Source organism: Mycolicibacterium moriokaense (assembly GCF_010726085.1).
Classification (GTDB): Bacteria; Actinomycetota; Actinomycetes; order Mycobacteriales; family Mycobacteriaceae; genus Mycobacterium; species Mycobacterium moriokaense.
In genome coordinates this window covers 3919535-3933227 of sequence record NZ_AP022560.1, presented here as the reverse complement: position 1 = coordinate 3933227, position 13693 = coordinate 3919535, and the positions used below count along the sequence as shown (strand labels likewise).

The following is a 13693-nucleotide window of genomic DNA, read 5'->3' as shown; positions in this document are numbered from 1 at the left end:
GTGGTAATGACATTACCACTTCGGGACCAGCGAAAACACCACCCCTGGTAGAGGTGATTTTCGCGTGGTGCGGTGCAGGTCAGGCGGGGTCGCGCCGGGCGGTCAGGCTGCTGACGCAGAAGTCGTAAATGTGGTCGGCTTCGACGGGGACGCCGTTGAGTTCGGCGCCGAGCACCCGCAGTCGCATGGCGCCGAGCACCGACTGCATGATCAGCGCGGCCGTCGCGTCGATATCGATGTCGGCCCGGAAAGTGCCCTCGTCGATGCCGCGCTGAATGATGTCCTTGATCAGCTCGTGCACCGGGGCGAGCACGCGGGCGTACTCGCTGGGCAGTACCTCGGCCAGGCGGTCATTGTAGAACGTCAGACCCCGGTTGACCTTGTCCTGAGTGGTGGTTTCCGCGGGCGTGCAGATGCGGTCGATGAGAATCCGCAGGGCATCGACGGCGGGCAGGCCGGCGGTGTCCTCGCGCCACTTGCGGGTCGACTCCGACATGATCTTGTCGACCAGTGCGAGCAGCAACTCGTCCTTCGTGGAGAAGTGCTGGTAGAAGGACCGCAGCGAAGTCTTGGACCGTTCGACGACCTCGAGCACCGTGAAGTCGGTGCGGCCGGTCTCGCCGAGAATCGCCAACGCCGATTTCATGAACCGCTTCGGGCGTGATTCGGGGTCCATGTCGACGACCCCGTCCGGGGGCGCCGTACGGGCACCTCCGTTCGGCGACCGACCGCTGCGCTTGGCCATGGGTCACCTTCCCGGTTGTCCTCGACTGTCGGTAACGACGTTACCGCTTTTGTCGATCCTCGGTTACTGTTCCCACCCATGACCACAGACTCCGCGCAGACGCCCTGGACCGTTGAGAGCCTCCTCGATCTGTTCGACGTGAAGCCGGACGGCGAGAACACGTTCATCGCCGAAGTGGGTCCCGCCGGTGAGGACGATCGCCAGGTCGTCGAGGGAACGCAGGTGCTCGCGCAGGCGATTGTCGCTGTGGCCAAACGCTTTCCAGGCAAGTCGGTGCGATCGGTGTCCGCGGTGTTCGCCCGCGCGGTCATGGTGGGCGCGGGTCCGGTGGAGTTGGAGCTGGACGTGGTCAACGAAGGTCGGTCGACGGCCACCGCGATCGTCGCGGCCAAGCAGAACGGTAAGCGGTGCATCACCGCGACCGTGCTCACCGACGTCCCCACCGCCGACGTCATCCGACACCACCTGCCGCGCCCCCAGGTCGCCGGTCCCAACGAGGCGAATATGTGTGACATGCCGATGATCGGACGGCAGGTGCGCCTGGTCGACGTCGTCGACGTGAACAGCCCCGACGAGGTGGGGCCGCCGGAGCTGTATGCCTGGCTGCACTACGACCCGATTCCCGCGCGCGAGGAACTCGCCAAGGCGTTGATCGCGTATTTCACCGGCCACCTTGGTATTTCGACGACGATGCGGGCGCACGAAGGCATCGGAACCGCGCAGGCGCATTTGACCGTGTCGACGGCACCGATGACCGTGGCGGTCAGCTTCCACGAACCGTTCTCATGGGACGGCTGGCTGCTCTACACCCACGAGAGCACCCAGGTGGGTGCCGGCATGTCCTATGTGCGCGGCACCGTTCACACCGAGAGTGGTGAGCTCATCGCATCGTTCAGCCAGGACGCGTTGATCCGTCCGCTGCGTACCACCGACAGCTCGATCAAGGAACAGTCCCGTCTCTAGCGCGAGCAGACGCGAAAGCGCCCGACACGCCGCGAAAAAGGGGGGACTTGGCGTCTGCTCGCGGGGGTTTGGCCGGGGTGCCTCAGATCTTGAGATAGCCCTTGTCGGCGGGGATCTGAGCCGCCGTGACCAACGACGACGCGTCACTGGCCAGCCACAGCACGATGTCGGACACCAGATCCGGGGCGGCCAGTGAATCGGTGGGCAGCGCACCCGGCGAGAAGCTGTGAATGAAGTTCTGATGGTCGGCGAACAACTGCCACATCGACGGATCGTTGCCCATCGGGGTGTCGGTGCCGTAGGGATGAACCGAGTTCACCCGAATCCCGTACTCGCCCAACTCGACCGCGAGTGAGTTGGTCAGCGCCACGACGCCGAACTTGCTTGCGCAGTAATGGCCGCAGCCCGGTACCGCCTTGATGCCCGCCGCCGAGCTGATGTTGATGATCGATCCGCCGTTACCCGCCTCGATCATCGCGGGGACCACCGCCTTGATGGTGTTCCACACGCCCGTCAGGTTGGTGTCGATGACGTCTTGAAACTGTTGAGCCGAAATCTCCCACAGCCGGCCCCAATTCAGCACACCGGCGTTGGCGACGACGATGTCGAGCCGGCCGAACTGCTCGATCGCGTCGGCGACGACCCGCTGCTGTCCCTCGAGGTCGCGGACGTCGACTTCTTCTGCGCGGATCTTGCGACCCTCGCCCTCGACGAGGTTCACCGTCTCGGCGAGATCCTCGGGCAGCGCCGGGGCATAGCCGTTGTGTTCGGCGACCGGTGCGCACGCGTCGATCGCGACGATGTCGGCGCCCGCCCGCGCCAACCGGACGCAATGTGAACGACCTTGTCCGCGCGCCGCTCCCGTGACGTAGGCGACCTTGCCCGCCAACGGTGTGTCATCAGCCATGGTCGACATCGTGCGCGTGATGGACGATGTCGTGCAAGTGGTAAATCGCAATTGAGGCGACCGTGAACTCGCTGCCGTTGCTGCGCAGTCCGCGCCGTGACCATGCGTCGGACGGAACGCTGGTGTACGTGTCGGCGACGGTGTTGGCGGCCTCGACCAACTCGTTGGCGACCGCGGCCGGATCCTGTGCACCGTAGTTGTCGGCGTGCGCCGTCGCATCCTGATCCCAGTTCGAAAACAGCGGTTCGTCCTCCTCGAGCATCAACCGGACGCGATGGTTGAAGATGCGGTGCACGTCGCGGATATGGCAGCCGTACTCCAGCGTCGACCACACCGTCGGCTGTGGACGCTCTCTGACGTCGGCGCGGGCCAGTCGGGGCACCCACTGGGCCGCGTTGGTGCGGATGACCTCGGCGACCTCGGTGTGGTGCACGGCGTTCGGGTCGAACCCGCAATCGGGGCAGGGGCGCGAGAGGACCCACGTCCAGTCCTTGGTATCGGGTTCGATGGGGTCGTGCTCGGCCGTCACCCGATCAGTGTGGCAGCCGTTTCGCGAATCGGAGTGCGAGCGTCGCCGATGATGGGCTCGCCGTGGCCGAAGCAGGCGGTGTCCACGTCCAGGGTGGCCAGTCGCTTGAACGACGCGACGGTCTGTACCCGGTCCTGGTTGAACGTGCCGAGCACGACGGAGCCGACGTTGGCGATGGTGTCGCCGGTGAACAGCACACCGTGGTTCCGCAGATGAATCGCGATGCTGCCGTCGGTGTGGCCGGGTATAGCCAGCACTTCGGCGCCACCGCCGAAGTCGAACACCTCACCGTCGTGCAGCTCCTGCAGTCCGTGAACCGGCGAGGCCGCGTCCGGCAGGCCAACCGAAACCTGTTGGTGGATGGGGATTTCCCAGTCCTCGAACACCGGGGGAGGCATCGCCGCTCCGCTCCTGATCACGTCGGCGTCACCCGAGCCGCCGATCCCGGTGCGCCGGTGTCGATCAGCGTCACCGAATCGGCGTCGCGCTACAGGTACACCTGCCAGCCGTTGATGACGAGCATGGTGAGGTTCGGCGTGGCCGTGACCGTGTCCATGGTTCGACGCTAGATCGCTTTCCCGAGCGATCACTACCCGGTCAGCTAGCGGCGAAATCTAGCCGAGGTTGTTCGTCGAGAACGTGTCGCAAGCTTTGGGATCGCCGGTGCGGTAACCCTCAGTGAACCACTTCTGCCGTTGCGCCGACGAACCGTGGGTCCACGCTTCGGGATTGACGCGTCCGGTCGCCGCCTTCTGGATGCGGTCGTCGCCCACCGAAGCCGCTGCCGACAACGCATCGGCAATATCCTGGTCGCTCAACGGTTCCAGATAAGGCACACCGGTGCTTTCCTGTTTAATGATGGCGGCGTAGTGCGCCCAGACGCCGGCATAGCAGTCGGCCTGTAGTTCGGTGCGCACACCGCCGCCGGTCGCGCCCTGCGGATCCCGCTGTGCGTTGACGAGCGATCCCTGTAGATCCTGTACGTGGTGGCCGAACTCGTGGGCGACCACGTACTCCTGTGCCAACGGTCCACCGCTCGAACCGAATTGGTCTTTGAGCACCTCGAAGAAGTCGGTGTCGAAATACGCGGTTTGATCGCCGGGGCAGTAGAACGGACCGACATCGCTCGTCGCGGGCCCGCAGGCGGTGTTCACCTGACCGTGGAAGAGCCTGGTGTGCGGTGGCGTGTAGCCGGGAAGAATCTGGCTCCACACGCCGTCAAGGGAATTCGTTGTCGCGGCGACCCGGCACTCGACGTACTTGTTGGCATCAGCGCCGGTCTTGCAGTGGCTGAGGTCGTAGCCGGGGGCTTCGACGCCGGGGTCGATCTGTTGCTGCTGCGGCGGCATGACCGAACCGGGGTCAACGCCGAGGAACAGCGCCACGACCAGAATCAGCAGACCGCCGAACCCGCCGCCGATCGCGATTCCACGGCCGGGGCCACGACCTCCTCCGCTGGTGGAGATGTTGCTCGTGTCGATCTGCATACCCTCGTTGAAGGTCATCCCACCGCTCCAAACGCACTCGCAACATGGGTCTGGCACCCAGGTCTGTCCAGCTTTGCACACTACGATTCAGACGTGTCAGTCGTCGTCGGACATTCTCCCGTCGTACATACCGACCTGGGCGATCTGCGTGGCACGACCGAGAGCGGCGTCGGGGTCTGGCGTGGTGTGCCGTATGCCGAGCAGCCGGTGGGGGACCGTCGTTTCCTGGCGCCTGCGCCACTGCGGCCCTGGACCGGTGTGCGCGACGTGCTCGAACACGGGCCGCTTCCGCCGCAGAGCAAGTCGTTCGTCGGCGGCGGCCGCGACGATCCGAAGGTCCGCGACGAAGCCTGTCTGACGCTGACGGTGTGGTCGCCGGACACCAACGCGTCGCTTCCGGTGATGGTGTGGATTCCCGGCGGTGCGTTCGTTTACGGCGCCGGGCAGTTCCAGCTGTACAACGGTTCACGGCTGGCGGCCAACGGCAACGTCGTGGTCGTCAACATCACGTACCGGATCGGGGTGTTCGGGGGATTCGAGCTTTCCGACCTGGGCGACGGATTCGACGACAACCTCGCGCTACGCGACCAGATGGCGGCGCTGCGCTGGATCCGCGACCACATCGCGGCGTTCGGCGGCGACCCCGACCGGGTGACGGTGTTCGGTGAGTCGGCAGGCGGCACGTCGGTGTTGGCCCTGCTGGCCAGTCCTGCCGCCAATGGGCTGTTCAGCAGGGCGATCGCACAGAGTCCCGCGCTGCCGCTGATCGCCGACCGCGAGACGCGGGCCAGACAGGCACACGCCTTCCTGAAACGGCTGGGCGTCGAGGCGTCCGAGGTCAAGGCCCTGCCGCAGCGCCAACTCCGACGCGCGGCGGGCATGCTGCAGCTCAAGAGTGCGTCGCGGACACCGACTCTCGCGTACGGCTTGACGTACGGGGTCGACCTGCTGCCGCAGCATCCGGTGGATGCCGCCCGCGACGGTGCGATCGAGCGGATGCCCTTGATCATCGGGACCAACAGCCACGAGGCGTCGATGTTCGCGTGGACGAAGCCGCCGATGCTCCCGACCACGAAGGCGTCCATCGATGCGTATTTCAAGCGCGCCGCACCGGATGCCAAATCCGAGGTGCTGGCCGCATACCCCGACTATCCGAGGCGGCGGGCGCTGATTGCGTTCGGCTCCGACGTGATGTTCGGCGGCCCGACGTGGGCGTTCGCCGACGCGTACAGCGCGATCGCCCCGACCCACATGTACCGGTTCGACCATGTCGGCTGGAGTCTGCGCGTGCTGGGCCTGGGCGCCACCCACGGCAGCGAGATCGTGCACATCCAGCACAGCTACGCGTCGTTCGTCGGGCGAAAGCTGCATCCGCTCGGACGTCGGCTGCAGCCGCCGGTCGGCAAGCGCATGCAGCGGGCCTGGCTGGACTTCGCGGCCAAGGGATGGGACACGGGGGAGATCGGGTGGTCGAACGGCCACGACTGGCCGGTCTACGACACCGACCGTCGCTTCACCCGCATCATCATGACGACCCGCGACACCGTCGTAGAGGATCCCGACGCCGCGCGGCGCAAGGCATGGGCGGGGCTGTACTGACCTCCGCCAACCTGAACCTACGCAGGCCGCTTCTCGGACTTTCGCTGTGTAACTTCAGTTTCGGCGCAGGGGATATCGCTCGTCGGTGTAGTCGCGCAGGTTGTAGAGGAACTTCTGGAAGGTGCGCGCCATGATCGGCTTGCCCAGCGTCATGCCGATGCGGCCGGCAATTCCCTTGGGCTTCATCGCCATCACCCACGTCAGGTGGCAGCCGTCGTCGGTCTCGACGACCCGGTAATCCTCGGCGAACGCCGCGATGGATGTGCTGGAGGCCTCGTTGAACCGAAAAGCCATGTGGGTGAAGGGTTCCCAGGCCAGGAACTCCTCGTCGCCGACGATCCCGCCGCGCATGTTCACGGTGCGGGTGGTGCCGACGCCGCGGGGCTCCGGACTGGTCCACGTGACCTTGGTGATCGCCGTCGCCCACTGCGGCCACGACTCCGCGTCCGCGAGCACCTCGAACAACTGCCCGGGAGTGATGTTCAGGTCGACGGTGCTGACGAACCGAAACGGTGCGCTGTCGATGAAGTCGAGGTCAACCAGCTCGCATGCGTGCATGGCCATACACGGTAGAACATTGTGTCTAGCCTGGGTCTGGATCAGCCGGGACCGTCGCTAGCCGCAGCCAGCAGCGGCACCAGGACGTCGCTGATTGGCGCGGCCAGGCCGTATTCGGCGGCTTTACGGGAAATGACGCCGTTGCGGATGTCCCATTCCAGCGGCTGGTGCGCCTCGCGGTCGGTGAGCATCGACGTCGTCATGTCCGGAGACAGGTTGACGAGCAGATTCATGATCTCGTCGATCACCTCGTCGCCCAGTTTCGCGCCATCCGCGCGCGCAACCGCGACGCATTCCGTGAGATAGCGCCGCGCCAGGGCGGAGACGTCGTCGCGCCGGAACATCCCCGCGCGTCGCCCGGCCAGTACCGGCAACCCGAACACGGCGTTGAGCAGGAGTTTGCGCCACGCAGCGCTGATGAAGTCGGGGTCGAGTGCGACCGAGATGCCCGCGCCGTCGAACAGCTTGGCGAGCTTCTCCGCGGCATCGGAGATGGGGAGCACGATGCGTACGCCGGTGCGCAACTGTACGAAGCCCTGTGGGTCGGGTTCCGCCGAGACCCACAGAGCCGCCGGCACGACCGTCGACGACGGGCAATACCGGCCCACCCGCTCCACCTGCTCGACGCCGTTCTGCAGCGCACATACGACCGTGCGATCGTCACACAGCCGGGCCAGCCACGCGCCTGCCTGCTCGTTCTGGGTGTCTTTGACTGCCACCAGCACCACGTCGACGGGCTGGTCGATGACTGCGGGGTCGGTCAGCACCGGCCCCGGTACGACGATCGGGTCGCCCTCGTGGGGTCTGACCTCGATGGACTCACGTGCGGTTCGCCCGCACAGGGTCACCTGATGGCCTGCGGCATACAGCAGGGCGGCGACCGTCGACCCGATCGCACCGGGACCGACCAGTGCGATGCCGCCAGCCACGAACGCCAAGCTACCGCCCCCGGCCGCCCCACTACACTGTGGCAGTCATCCCAACAGGCCATTCTCAGGAGAGTTCGTGCTGCGCAGTCATCCCGCCGGTTCGTTGCGGTCCGCCGACGCCGGTCAGAAGGTGACGCTCGCCGGCTGGGTAGCGCGTCGCCGCGACCACGGCGGAGTCATCTTCATCGACCTTCGTGATTCGTCCGGAGTGTCGCAGGTGGTGTTCCGTGAGGCGGATGTGCTGGCGGACGCGCACCGGCTGCGCGCCGAGTACTGCGTCGCCGTCGAGGGCGTTGTCGAGGTTCGACCCGAGGGCAACGCCAACCCCGAAATCCCCACGGGCGACATCGAAGTGAACGCGACGTCGTTGACGGTGCTCGGTGAGAGCGCGCCGCTGCCGTTTCAGCTCGACGAGCAGGCAGGTGAGGAAGCCCGGCTGAAGTATCGCTACCTCGACCTGCGTCGCGAGGGTCCCGGAAATGCGATTCGCCTGCGTTCCAAGGTGAATGCCGCCGCACGCGAGGTGTTGGCACGCCACGACTTCGTCGAGATCGAGACACCGACGATGACGCGATCGACCCCGGAGGGCGCGCGCGACTTCTTGGTGCCCGCGCGTCTGCAGCCCGGCAGTTTCTACGCGCTGCCGCAGAGTCCGCAGCTCTTCAAGCAGCTGCTCATGGTCGCAGGCATGGAGCGCTACTACCAGATCGCGCGCTGCTATCGCGACGAGGACTTCCGCGCCGACCGGCAGCCGGAGTTCACCCAGCTCGACATGGAGATGAGCTTCGTCGAAGCCGACGACGTCATGGCGGTGTCCGAGGAGATCCTCAAGGCGGTGTGGGCGCTCATCGGCTACGACCTGCCGACGCCGATCCCGCGGATCACCTACGCCGACGCGATGCGGCGATTCGGTACCGACAAACCCGACCTGCGGTTCGGTCTGGAGCTCGTCGAGTGCACGGAATACTTCTCCGACACCACTTTCCGGGTCTTCCAGGCGCCGTATGTGGGCGCGGTCGTCATGCCGGGCGGAGCGTCGCAGCCGCGTCGTACATTGGACGGCTGGCAGGAGTTCGCCAAACAGCGCGGCCACAAGGGTCTGGCGTACGTCCTGGTGGGTGAGGACGGCACGCTGGGTGGGCCCGTCGCGAAGAACCTCACCGACGCCGAACGCGATGGCCTCGCAACGCATGTCGGCGCGAAGCCGGGGGACTGCATCTTCTTCTCGGCCGGCCCCGCGAAGTCCGCGCGGGCACTGCTCGGCGCCACCCGCATCGAGATCGCCAAGCGTCTCGACATGATCGACCCGAAGGCGTGGGCGTTCACCTGGGTGGTCGACTGGCCGTTGTTCGAGCCCGCCGACGAAGCCGCGGCAGCAGGCGATGTGGCCGTGGGTTCGGGCGCATGGACCGCGGTGCACCACGCGTTCACCGCGCCACAACCGCAGTCGGAGGCCACCTTCGACAGCGATCCCGGCTCGGCGCTGGCGAATGCCTACGACATCGTCTGCAACGGCAACGAGATCGGGGGCGGTTCGATCCGTATCCATCGTCGTGACGTTCAGGAACGGGTGTTCGCGATGATGGGCATCGACCACGACGAGGCGCAAGAGAAGTTCGGATTCCTGTTGGAAGCCTTCACCTTTGGCGCCCCGCCGCACGGCGGCATCGCGTTCGGCTGGGACCGCATCACCGCGCTGCTCGCGGGCTTCGACTCCATCCGGGAGGTCATCGCCTTCCCGAAGTCCGGTGGCGGTGTCGATCCGCTGACCGGCGCGCCCGCGCCGATTACACCGCAGCAGCGCAAGGAATCCGGCATCGACGCCAAACCGAAGACGGACTAGGAGCGCAGGGCGGTACCCTTAGCGAAGCGGCTCGGACAAGAGCGCCCCGAAGATGTGCCGCTCGACCCGTTGCGTCAGATCGATGTGCACATGTTTGGTTTCGGTGTACTCATCGAGCGCGTGCTCACCGAGTTCGCGACCCACGCCGCTCTGCTTGAATCCGCCGAAGGGTAACGCCGCATCGATCTGATGCCAGTTGTTGATCCACACGGTGCCGGCACGCAGTTGGGCCGCTATGTCGATCGCTCGTTCGTAATCGGTGCTCCACACCCCGGCGCTCAATCCGTACTGGGTGTCGTTGGCCTGACGGACGGCATCGGCCTCATCGGCATAGCGAAGGACGCACAGTACCGGCCCGAATATCTCCTCGCGCGCGACTTCCATGTCGTTGCTGACCTCTGTGACGATCGTCGGCTCGATCCAGTACCCCTCGGCGAAGCGGCTGCCGTGCGGAACGCCGCCACCGAGGACGATCTTCGCCCCGCTCGCCCTGGCGCTGTCGAGAAAGCCCAGCACGCGGTCGCGTTGTCTCGCCGAAATCAGTGGTCCCACATCAGTATCGAAGTCAGTGGTGTCGCCCAACTTCAGTGCGGACGCACGGTCGACCAGGCGATCGACCACCAGGTCATACATGTCATCGGGCACCAAAAGACGCGTTCCGGACTCACAGATCTGCCCGGAGTACAGCATGCACCCGAACAGCGCCCCGTCGATGGCGACGTCGAGGTTGGCGTCATCGAGCAGGATCTGCGCCCCCTTGCCGCCGAGCTCGAGCGAGATCCTCTTGACCGTTCCGGACGCCAGGCGCATGATCTCGCGGCCCACCGGAGTCGATCCGGTGAAGGCCACCTTGTCCACATCGGGATGTTCGGCCAGCCGCGCCCCAACGGTCGGGCCGGGGCCGGTGACAAGGTTGATGACACCGTCGGGCACCCCGCATTCCTGGGCGATCTCACACAGCCGCAGCAGCGTCAACGGCGCCTTCTCGTCGGGCTTGACGACAACCGAATTGCCGGCAGCCAGTGCCGGCCCGATCTTCCATATACCAAGCAGCAGAGGAAAGTTCCACGGCACGATCGCGGCGCAGACACCGAGGGGCTCCTGCCGGATCACGTTCGTCGACAGGGTCGGGTAGGCCTGCGTCGGTACTTGGCGCTCCCACTGGTAAGAATCGGCGAGTTCGGCGAAGTGCAGGAGGTGTGGCGCCGCATAACCGATGTGAAAGGCCGTTGCCTGCCTTACCGTGGCGCCGTTGGCGTGAATCTCGAGATCAACGAGCTCGTCGAACTCCTTGCCGATCCGATCGGCCATTTCGCGCATCACCTTCGATCGATCAGCGGGTGCAAGGCGTGACCATGAACCGGCCTCGAAGGCGGTGCGGGCAGCCGAGACTGCCGCGTCGGCGTGTTCGACGTCCCCACGGGCAATCGTGGCGAAGACCTCCCCGGTGGCGGGGTCGCGGATCTCGTCAGATTCCGGCGAGTCGACATGCTTTCCGTTGATGAACATCTCATGGTGTCTGATGTGCGGCGCCATGGTGACTCCTTCGACTCGGTCGACATGTAGTCAACGGGCACGCCCCCAGGCCTCGCCATCGCCCAAAGGGAGGGTTCAGATCGCCCTCTTGTGAGATCGAACCCCCGTCAGAGGTGCGCGGCACCATTTCTGCGCTGTCCACCACCTCATTCGGAGTATGACGATCCACCCTCCGGCGGCTTGTCGTCGCGCCTCGCGCGTCGCACGCTCGCTCAATGCGGGTCGTGCAGAAGAATGAGCGCGCGATCGAACTGATCGTCACCGCCCGTGAAGACCTCGCGGACGATGTCGTGGGGCTGGTGCTGGAAGACCCGCGCGGCACGGAATTGCCGGAGTGGAATCCCGGCGCCCACGTCGACGTGGTGTTGACCGAGGAGTTGGTCCGTCAGTACTCGCTGTGTTCCAGTCCTGCTGATCGACGACGGTGGAAGATCGCCGTGCTGCTCGAGCCGGCAGGGCGCGGGGGATCGAAAGTCGTCCACGACACGGTCCACAGCGGCAGCAGAATCCGAGTTCGCGGTCCGCGCAACCATTTCCCGCTGCGGCGATCGCGGCGCTACCAGTTCATCGCCGGCGGAATCGGCATCACACCGATCATGCCGATGATCGAGGCTGCCGAGGCCGATGGCGCCGAATGGCACCTGCTCTACGGCGGTCGCCGGCGAACATCGATGGCTTTCATCGAAGAGCTGACGAAATACGATGAGCACGTTACGGTTTGGCCGCAAGACCAGGACGGTCTGCTCGACCTTTCCAGGGTGCTCGGCCGCCCGCGCGACGACACCTTGGTGTACTGCTGCGGACCCGAAGGATTGCTCACCGCGGTTGAGGCGGCCTGCGGCCCATGGCCGAGATCCGCGTTGCACTATGAACGATTCACCGCCAAGCCCGGCACGAGAGAACCCGCCGGCGGCGCCGTCGACAGGTTCGAGGTCGTGTGTCGGCGTTCGAGGATAAGTGTCGATATCGGACCCGGTGAATCCATCCTGGAAGCGTTGCGGGCGCGGGGAATCTGCACGTTGTCGTCCTGTATGGAAGGCATCTGCGGCACCTGCGAGACACCGGTGCTGGAGGGCAGACCCGACCATCGCGATTCGGTGCTCAGTGACGAGGAAAAGGCGGCCAACGACTGCATGATGCTGTGCGTGTCACGCTCGCTGTCGGACCGGCTGGTGCTCGATCTGTGATCGGCACCGGGTTTGTGGCCACCCCTAACGAGAGATGTACGTGCCCCGTGCGCGGGATCCTCAGGGGTCATTGCCGATGGCAACCTGCTCGTCATGAGCACCGTTGCCGAGCACCCCTTGCTGATCAGCGACCCCGAGCTGGACCTGTCGGCCAGGTCGTTCTGGGCCCAGGATTTCGAAGTGCGCGAAAAGGCCTTCGCCCGTTTGCGCACCGAGTGCCCCGTGTCCTACCACCGCCCCTACGAGTCGACACTTCTGCCGCCCGTGGAGGACACACCCGGCTTCTGGTCAGTGACCAAACACACGGACTGCCGTTACGTGTCGCGCAACCCGCAGTTGTTCTGCTCGCGCAGGGGCGTGCTGATGGAGGACATGCCCGAGATCGTCATCACCGCCACGGCAGGTTTCCTGGTGATGGACGGCGAGCAACACCGCAAGATGCGTGGCGTCGTCGAGCAGGCCTTCACCCCGCGAAACATCCGCAATATCTCGGAATGGATTGCGCAGCACGCCCGCGACCGCCTCGACGAGATCATCGACCAGGGTGAAGGTGACTTCTGCGAGGACTACGCGAAATACATTCCCGGACGCATCTTCGCGCACTTCTTCGGACTCGAACGCGACAGCGAGGAACAGCACATCGTCATGGAGGCGGCCGAACGCATGCTTGCGTGGGACGACCCCCGGATGGCACTGGGCCGCGATGCGCTTACGACGCACGCCGAGGAGGCCGAGCGGATTCAGGACATCGCGCTGAGGCTGGCCCCGCAGCGGCGCACGGATCCCAGGGACGACCTGCTCAGCTGGGTGGTCAACGCCGAGTTCGAGGGCAACAAACTCGATGACTGGGAGGTCGCGGCCTTCTTCTCGTTGCTGGGCTCGGCCGCCAACGACACCACACGACACTCGATCGCCCACGCCGTTCGCCTGTTCTCCGACAACCCAGACCAGCGCGACCTGCTGCTCGAAGACCTGCCTGGTCGCGTCGGAATGGCGGCAGAGGAAGTCATCCGGCACGCCAGCCCGGTGATGCACTTCCGGCGTACGGCCACCCAGGATGTGGTGATCGGCGATGCGGAGATCAAAGAAGGTGAGCACGTCGTCATGTGGTACTGCTCGGCCAATCGCGACCCCGAGGTGTTCACCGACCCAGCGAAGTTCGACATCCTGCGCAGCCCCAACGATCACGTCGGCTTCGGCGCTGGCGGCCCGCACTTCTGCCTCGGCAATGCGTTGGGTCGGCAGATGCTCCGATCGGCGTTGACCGAGATCTATTCCCGCATACCGGATATCACGCTGACCGGTGAACCCGATTTCCAGATCAACAACTTCATCCGTGGTGTGCATCGCTTACCCGTGCGTTGGACACCGCCCACCAAGAAGGCCGACTGACGGTCCTGCGACTAACGG

At 65.4% G+C, this 13693-nt stretch carries 13 protein-coding genes; 5 read left to right on the top strand and 8 right to left on the bottom strand.

The window, feature by feature from the left end; genetic code table 11:
* Window positions 1-79: 79 nt before the first annotated feature.
* Window positions 80-745, bottom strand: coding sequence for a TetR/AcrR family transcriptional regulator (locus G6N43_RS19235; protein WP_083149697.1), 666 nt, complete (start codon window positions 743-745; stop codon window positions 80-82).
* A 78-nt stretch (window positions 746-823) separates the two neighbouring features.
* Between G6N43_RS19235 and G6N43_RS19230 the strand changes: the two genes are divergently transcribed.
* Window positions 824-1708 (top strand): acyl-CoA thioesterase, encoded by an 885-nt coding sequence (locus G6N43_RS19230; protein WP_083149696.1) that lies wholly within the window; start codon window positions 824-826, stop codon window positions 1706-1708.
* Between the two features lie 82 nt (window positions 1709-1790).
* On the opposite strand, the gene G6N43_RS19225 is transcribed toward G6N43_RS19230, so the two are convergent.
* The 4 genes from G6N43_RS19225 to ypfJ form a co-directional block, all read right to left on the bottom strand.
* A complete protein-coding gene (locus G6N43_RS19225) occupies window positions 1791-2624 on the bottom strand; it encodes a mycofactocin-coupled SDR family oxidoreductase (RefSeq protein WP_110810292.1) in 834 nt (277 codons plus the stop codon).
* Entirely contained in the window at window positions 2608-3144 is a 537-nt protein-coding gene (locus tag G6N43_RS19220) for a DinB family protein (RefSeq protein WP_083149695.1), read from the bottom strand. The genes G6N43_RS19225 and G6N43_RS19220 overlap by 17 nt, the downstream gene beginning before the upstream one ends.
* A complete protein-coding gene (locus G6N43_RS19215; protein WP_110810303.1) occupies window positions 3141-3542 on the bottom strand; it encodes an MBL fold metallo-hydrolase in 402 nt (133 codons plus the stop codon). Before G6N43_RS19215 ends, G6N43_RS19220 begins: the two co-directional genes overlap by 4 nt.
* A gap of 216 nt (window positions 3543-3758) precedes the next feature.
* Complete coding sequence (gene ypfJ, locus G6N43_RS19210; protein ID WP_083149694.1) at window positions 3759-4649, bottom strand: KPN_02809 family neutral zinc metallopeptidase; 891 nt, start codon at window positions 4647-4649, stop codon at window positions 3759-3761.
* Between the two features lie 75 nt (window positions 4650-4724).
* Between ypfJ and G6N43_RS19205 the strand changes: the two genes are divergently transcribed.
* A complete protein-coding gene (locus G6N43_RS19205; protein ID WP_083149693.1) occupies window positions 4725-6230 on the top strand; it encodes a carboxylesterase/lipase family protein in 1506 nt (501 codons plus the stop codon).
* A gap of 54 nt (window positions 6231-6284) precedes the next feature.
* On the opposite strand, the gene G6N43_RS19200 is transcribed toward G6N43_RS19205, so the two are convergent.
* Both G6N43_RS19200 and G6N43_RS19195 read right to left on the bottom strand, forming a co-directional pair.
* On the bottom strand, window positions 6285-6794 hold the full coding sequence (locus G6N43_RS19200; RefSeq protein WP_083149692.1) for an SRPBCC family protein: 510 nt from the start codon (window positions 6792-6794) through the stop codon (window positions 6285-6287).
* A gap of 35 nt (window positions 6795-6829) precedes the next feature.
* Window positions 6830-7717, bottom strand: coding sequence for an oxidoreductase (locus G6N43_RS19195; RefSeq protein WP_110810302.1), 888 nt, complete (start codon window positions 7715-7717; stop codon window positions 6830-6832).
* Window positions 7718-7793: 76 nt separating this feature from the next.
* On the opposite strand from G6N43_RS19195, the gene aspS reads away from it, so the two are divergent.
* Window positions 7794-9560 carry an aspartate--tRNA ligase gene (gene aspS, locus G6N43_RS19190; protein WP_083149691.1) on the top strand — a complete coding sequence of 589 codons (1767 nt, stop codon included), beginning with the start codon at window positions 7794-7796 and terminating at the stop codon, window positions 9558-9560.
* An 18-nt stretch (window positions 9561-9578) separates the two neighbouring features.
* Here aspS and G6N43_RS19185 read toward each other — a convergent pair whose 3' ends face one another.
* The gene (locus G6N43_RS19185; RefSeq protein ID WP_083149690.1) at window positions 9579-11096 is read right to left on the bottom strand and encodes an aldehyde dehydrogenase family protein; all 1518 of its coding nucleotides are present in this window, start codon (window positions 11094-11096) and stop codon (window positions 9579-9581) included.
* Window positions 11097-11311: 215 nt separating this feature from the next.
* On the opposite strand from G6N43_RS19185, the gene G6N43_RS19180 reads away from it, so the two are divergent.
* Window positions 11312-12283, top strand: coding sequence for a PDR/VanB family oxidoreductase (locus G6N43_RS19180; protein ID WP_083149689.1), 972 nt, complete (start codon window positions 11312-11314; stop codon window positions 12281-12283).
* 93 nt (window positions 12284-12376) lie between these two features.
* Window positions 12377-13675, top strand: a complete 1299-nt coding sequence (locus G6N43_RS19175) for a cytochrome P450 (protein WP_083149688.1) — start codon at window positions 12377-12379, stop codon at window positions 13673-13675.
* Window positions 13676-13693 lie beyond the last annotated feature (18 nt).

Coding starts and splice junctions, on each gene's coding strand:
- G6N43_RS19235 (WP_083149697.1), bottom strand. CDS start 745: ATGGCCAAGCGCAGCGGTCGGTCGCCGAACGGAGGTGCCCGTACGGCG.
- G6N43_RS19230 (WP_083149696.1), top strand. CDS start 824: ATGACCACAGACTCCGCGCAGACGCCCTGGACCGTTGAGAGCCTCCTC.
- G6N43_RS19225 (WP_110810292.1), bottom strand. CDS start 2,624: ATGTCGACCATGGCTGATGACACACCGTTGGCGGGCAAGGTCGCCTAC.
- G6N43_RS19215 (WP_110810303.1), bottom strand. CDS start 3,542: ATGCCTCCCCCGGTGTTCGAGGACTGGGAAATCCCCATCCACCAACAG.
- ypfJ (WP_083149694.1), bottom strand. CDS start 4,649: ATGACCTTCAACGAGGGTATGCAGATCGACACGAGCAACATCTCCACC.
- G6N43_RS19200 (WP_083149692.1), bottom strand. CDS start 6,794: ATGGCCATGCACGCATGCGAGCTGGTTGACCTCGACTTCATCGACAGC.
- G6N43_RS19185 (WP_083149690.1), bottom strand. CDS start 11,096: ATGGCGCCGCACATCAGACACCATGAGATGTTCATCAACGGAAAGCAT.
- G6N43_RS19180 (WP_083149689.1), top strand. CDS start 11,312: ATGCGGGTCGTGCAGAAGAATGAGCGCGCGATCGAACTGATCGTCACC.
- G6N43_RS19175 (WP_083149688.1), top strand. CDS start 12,377: ATGAGCACCGTTGCCGAGCACCCCTTGCTGATCAGCGACCCCGAGCTG.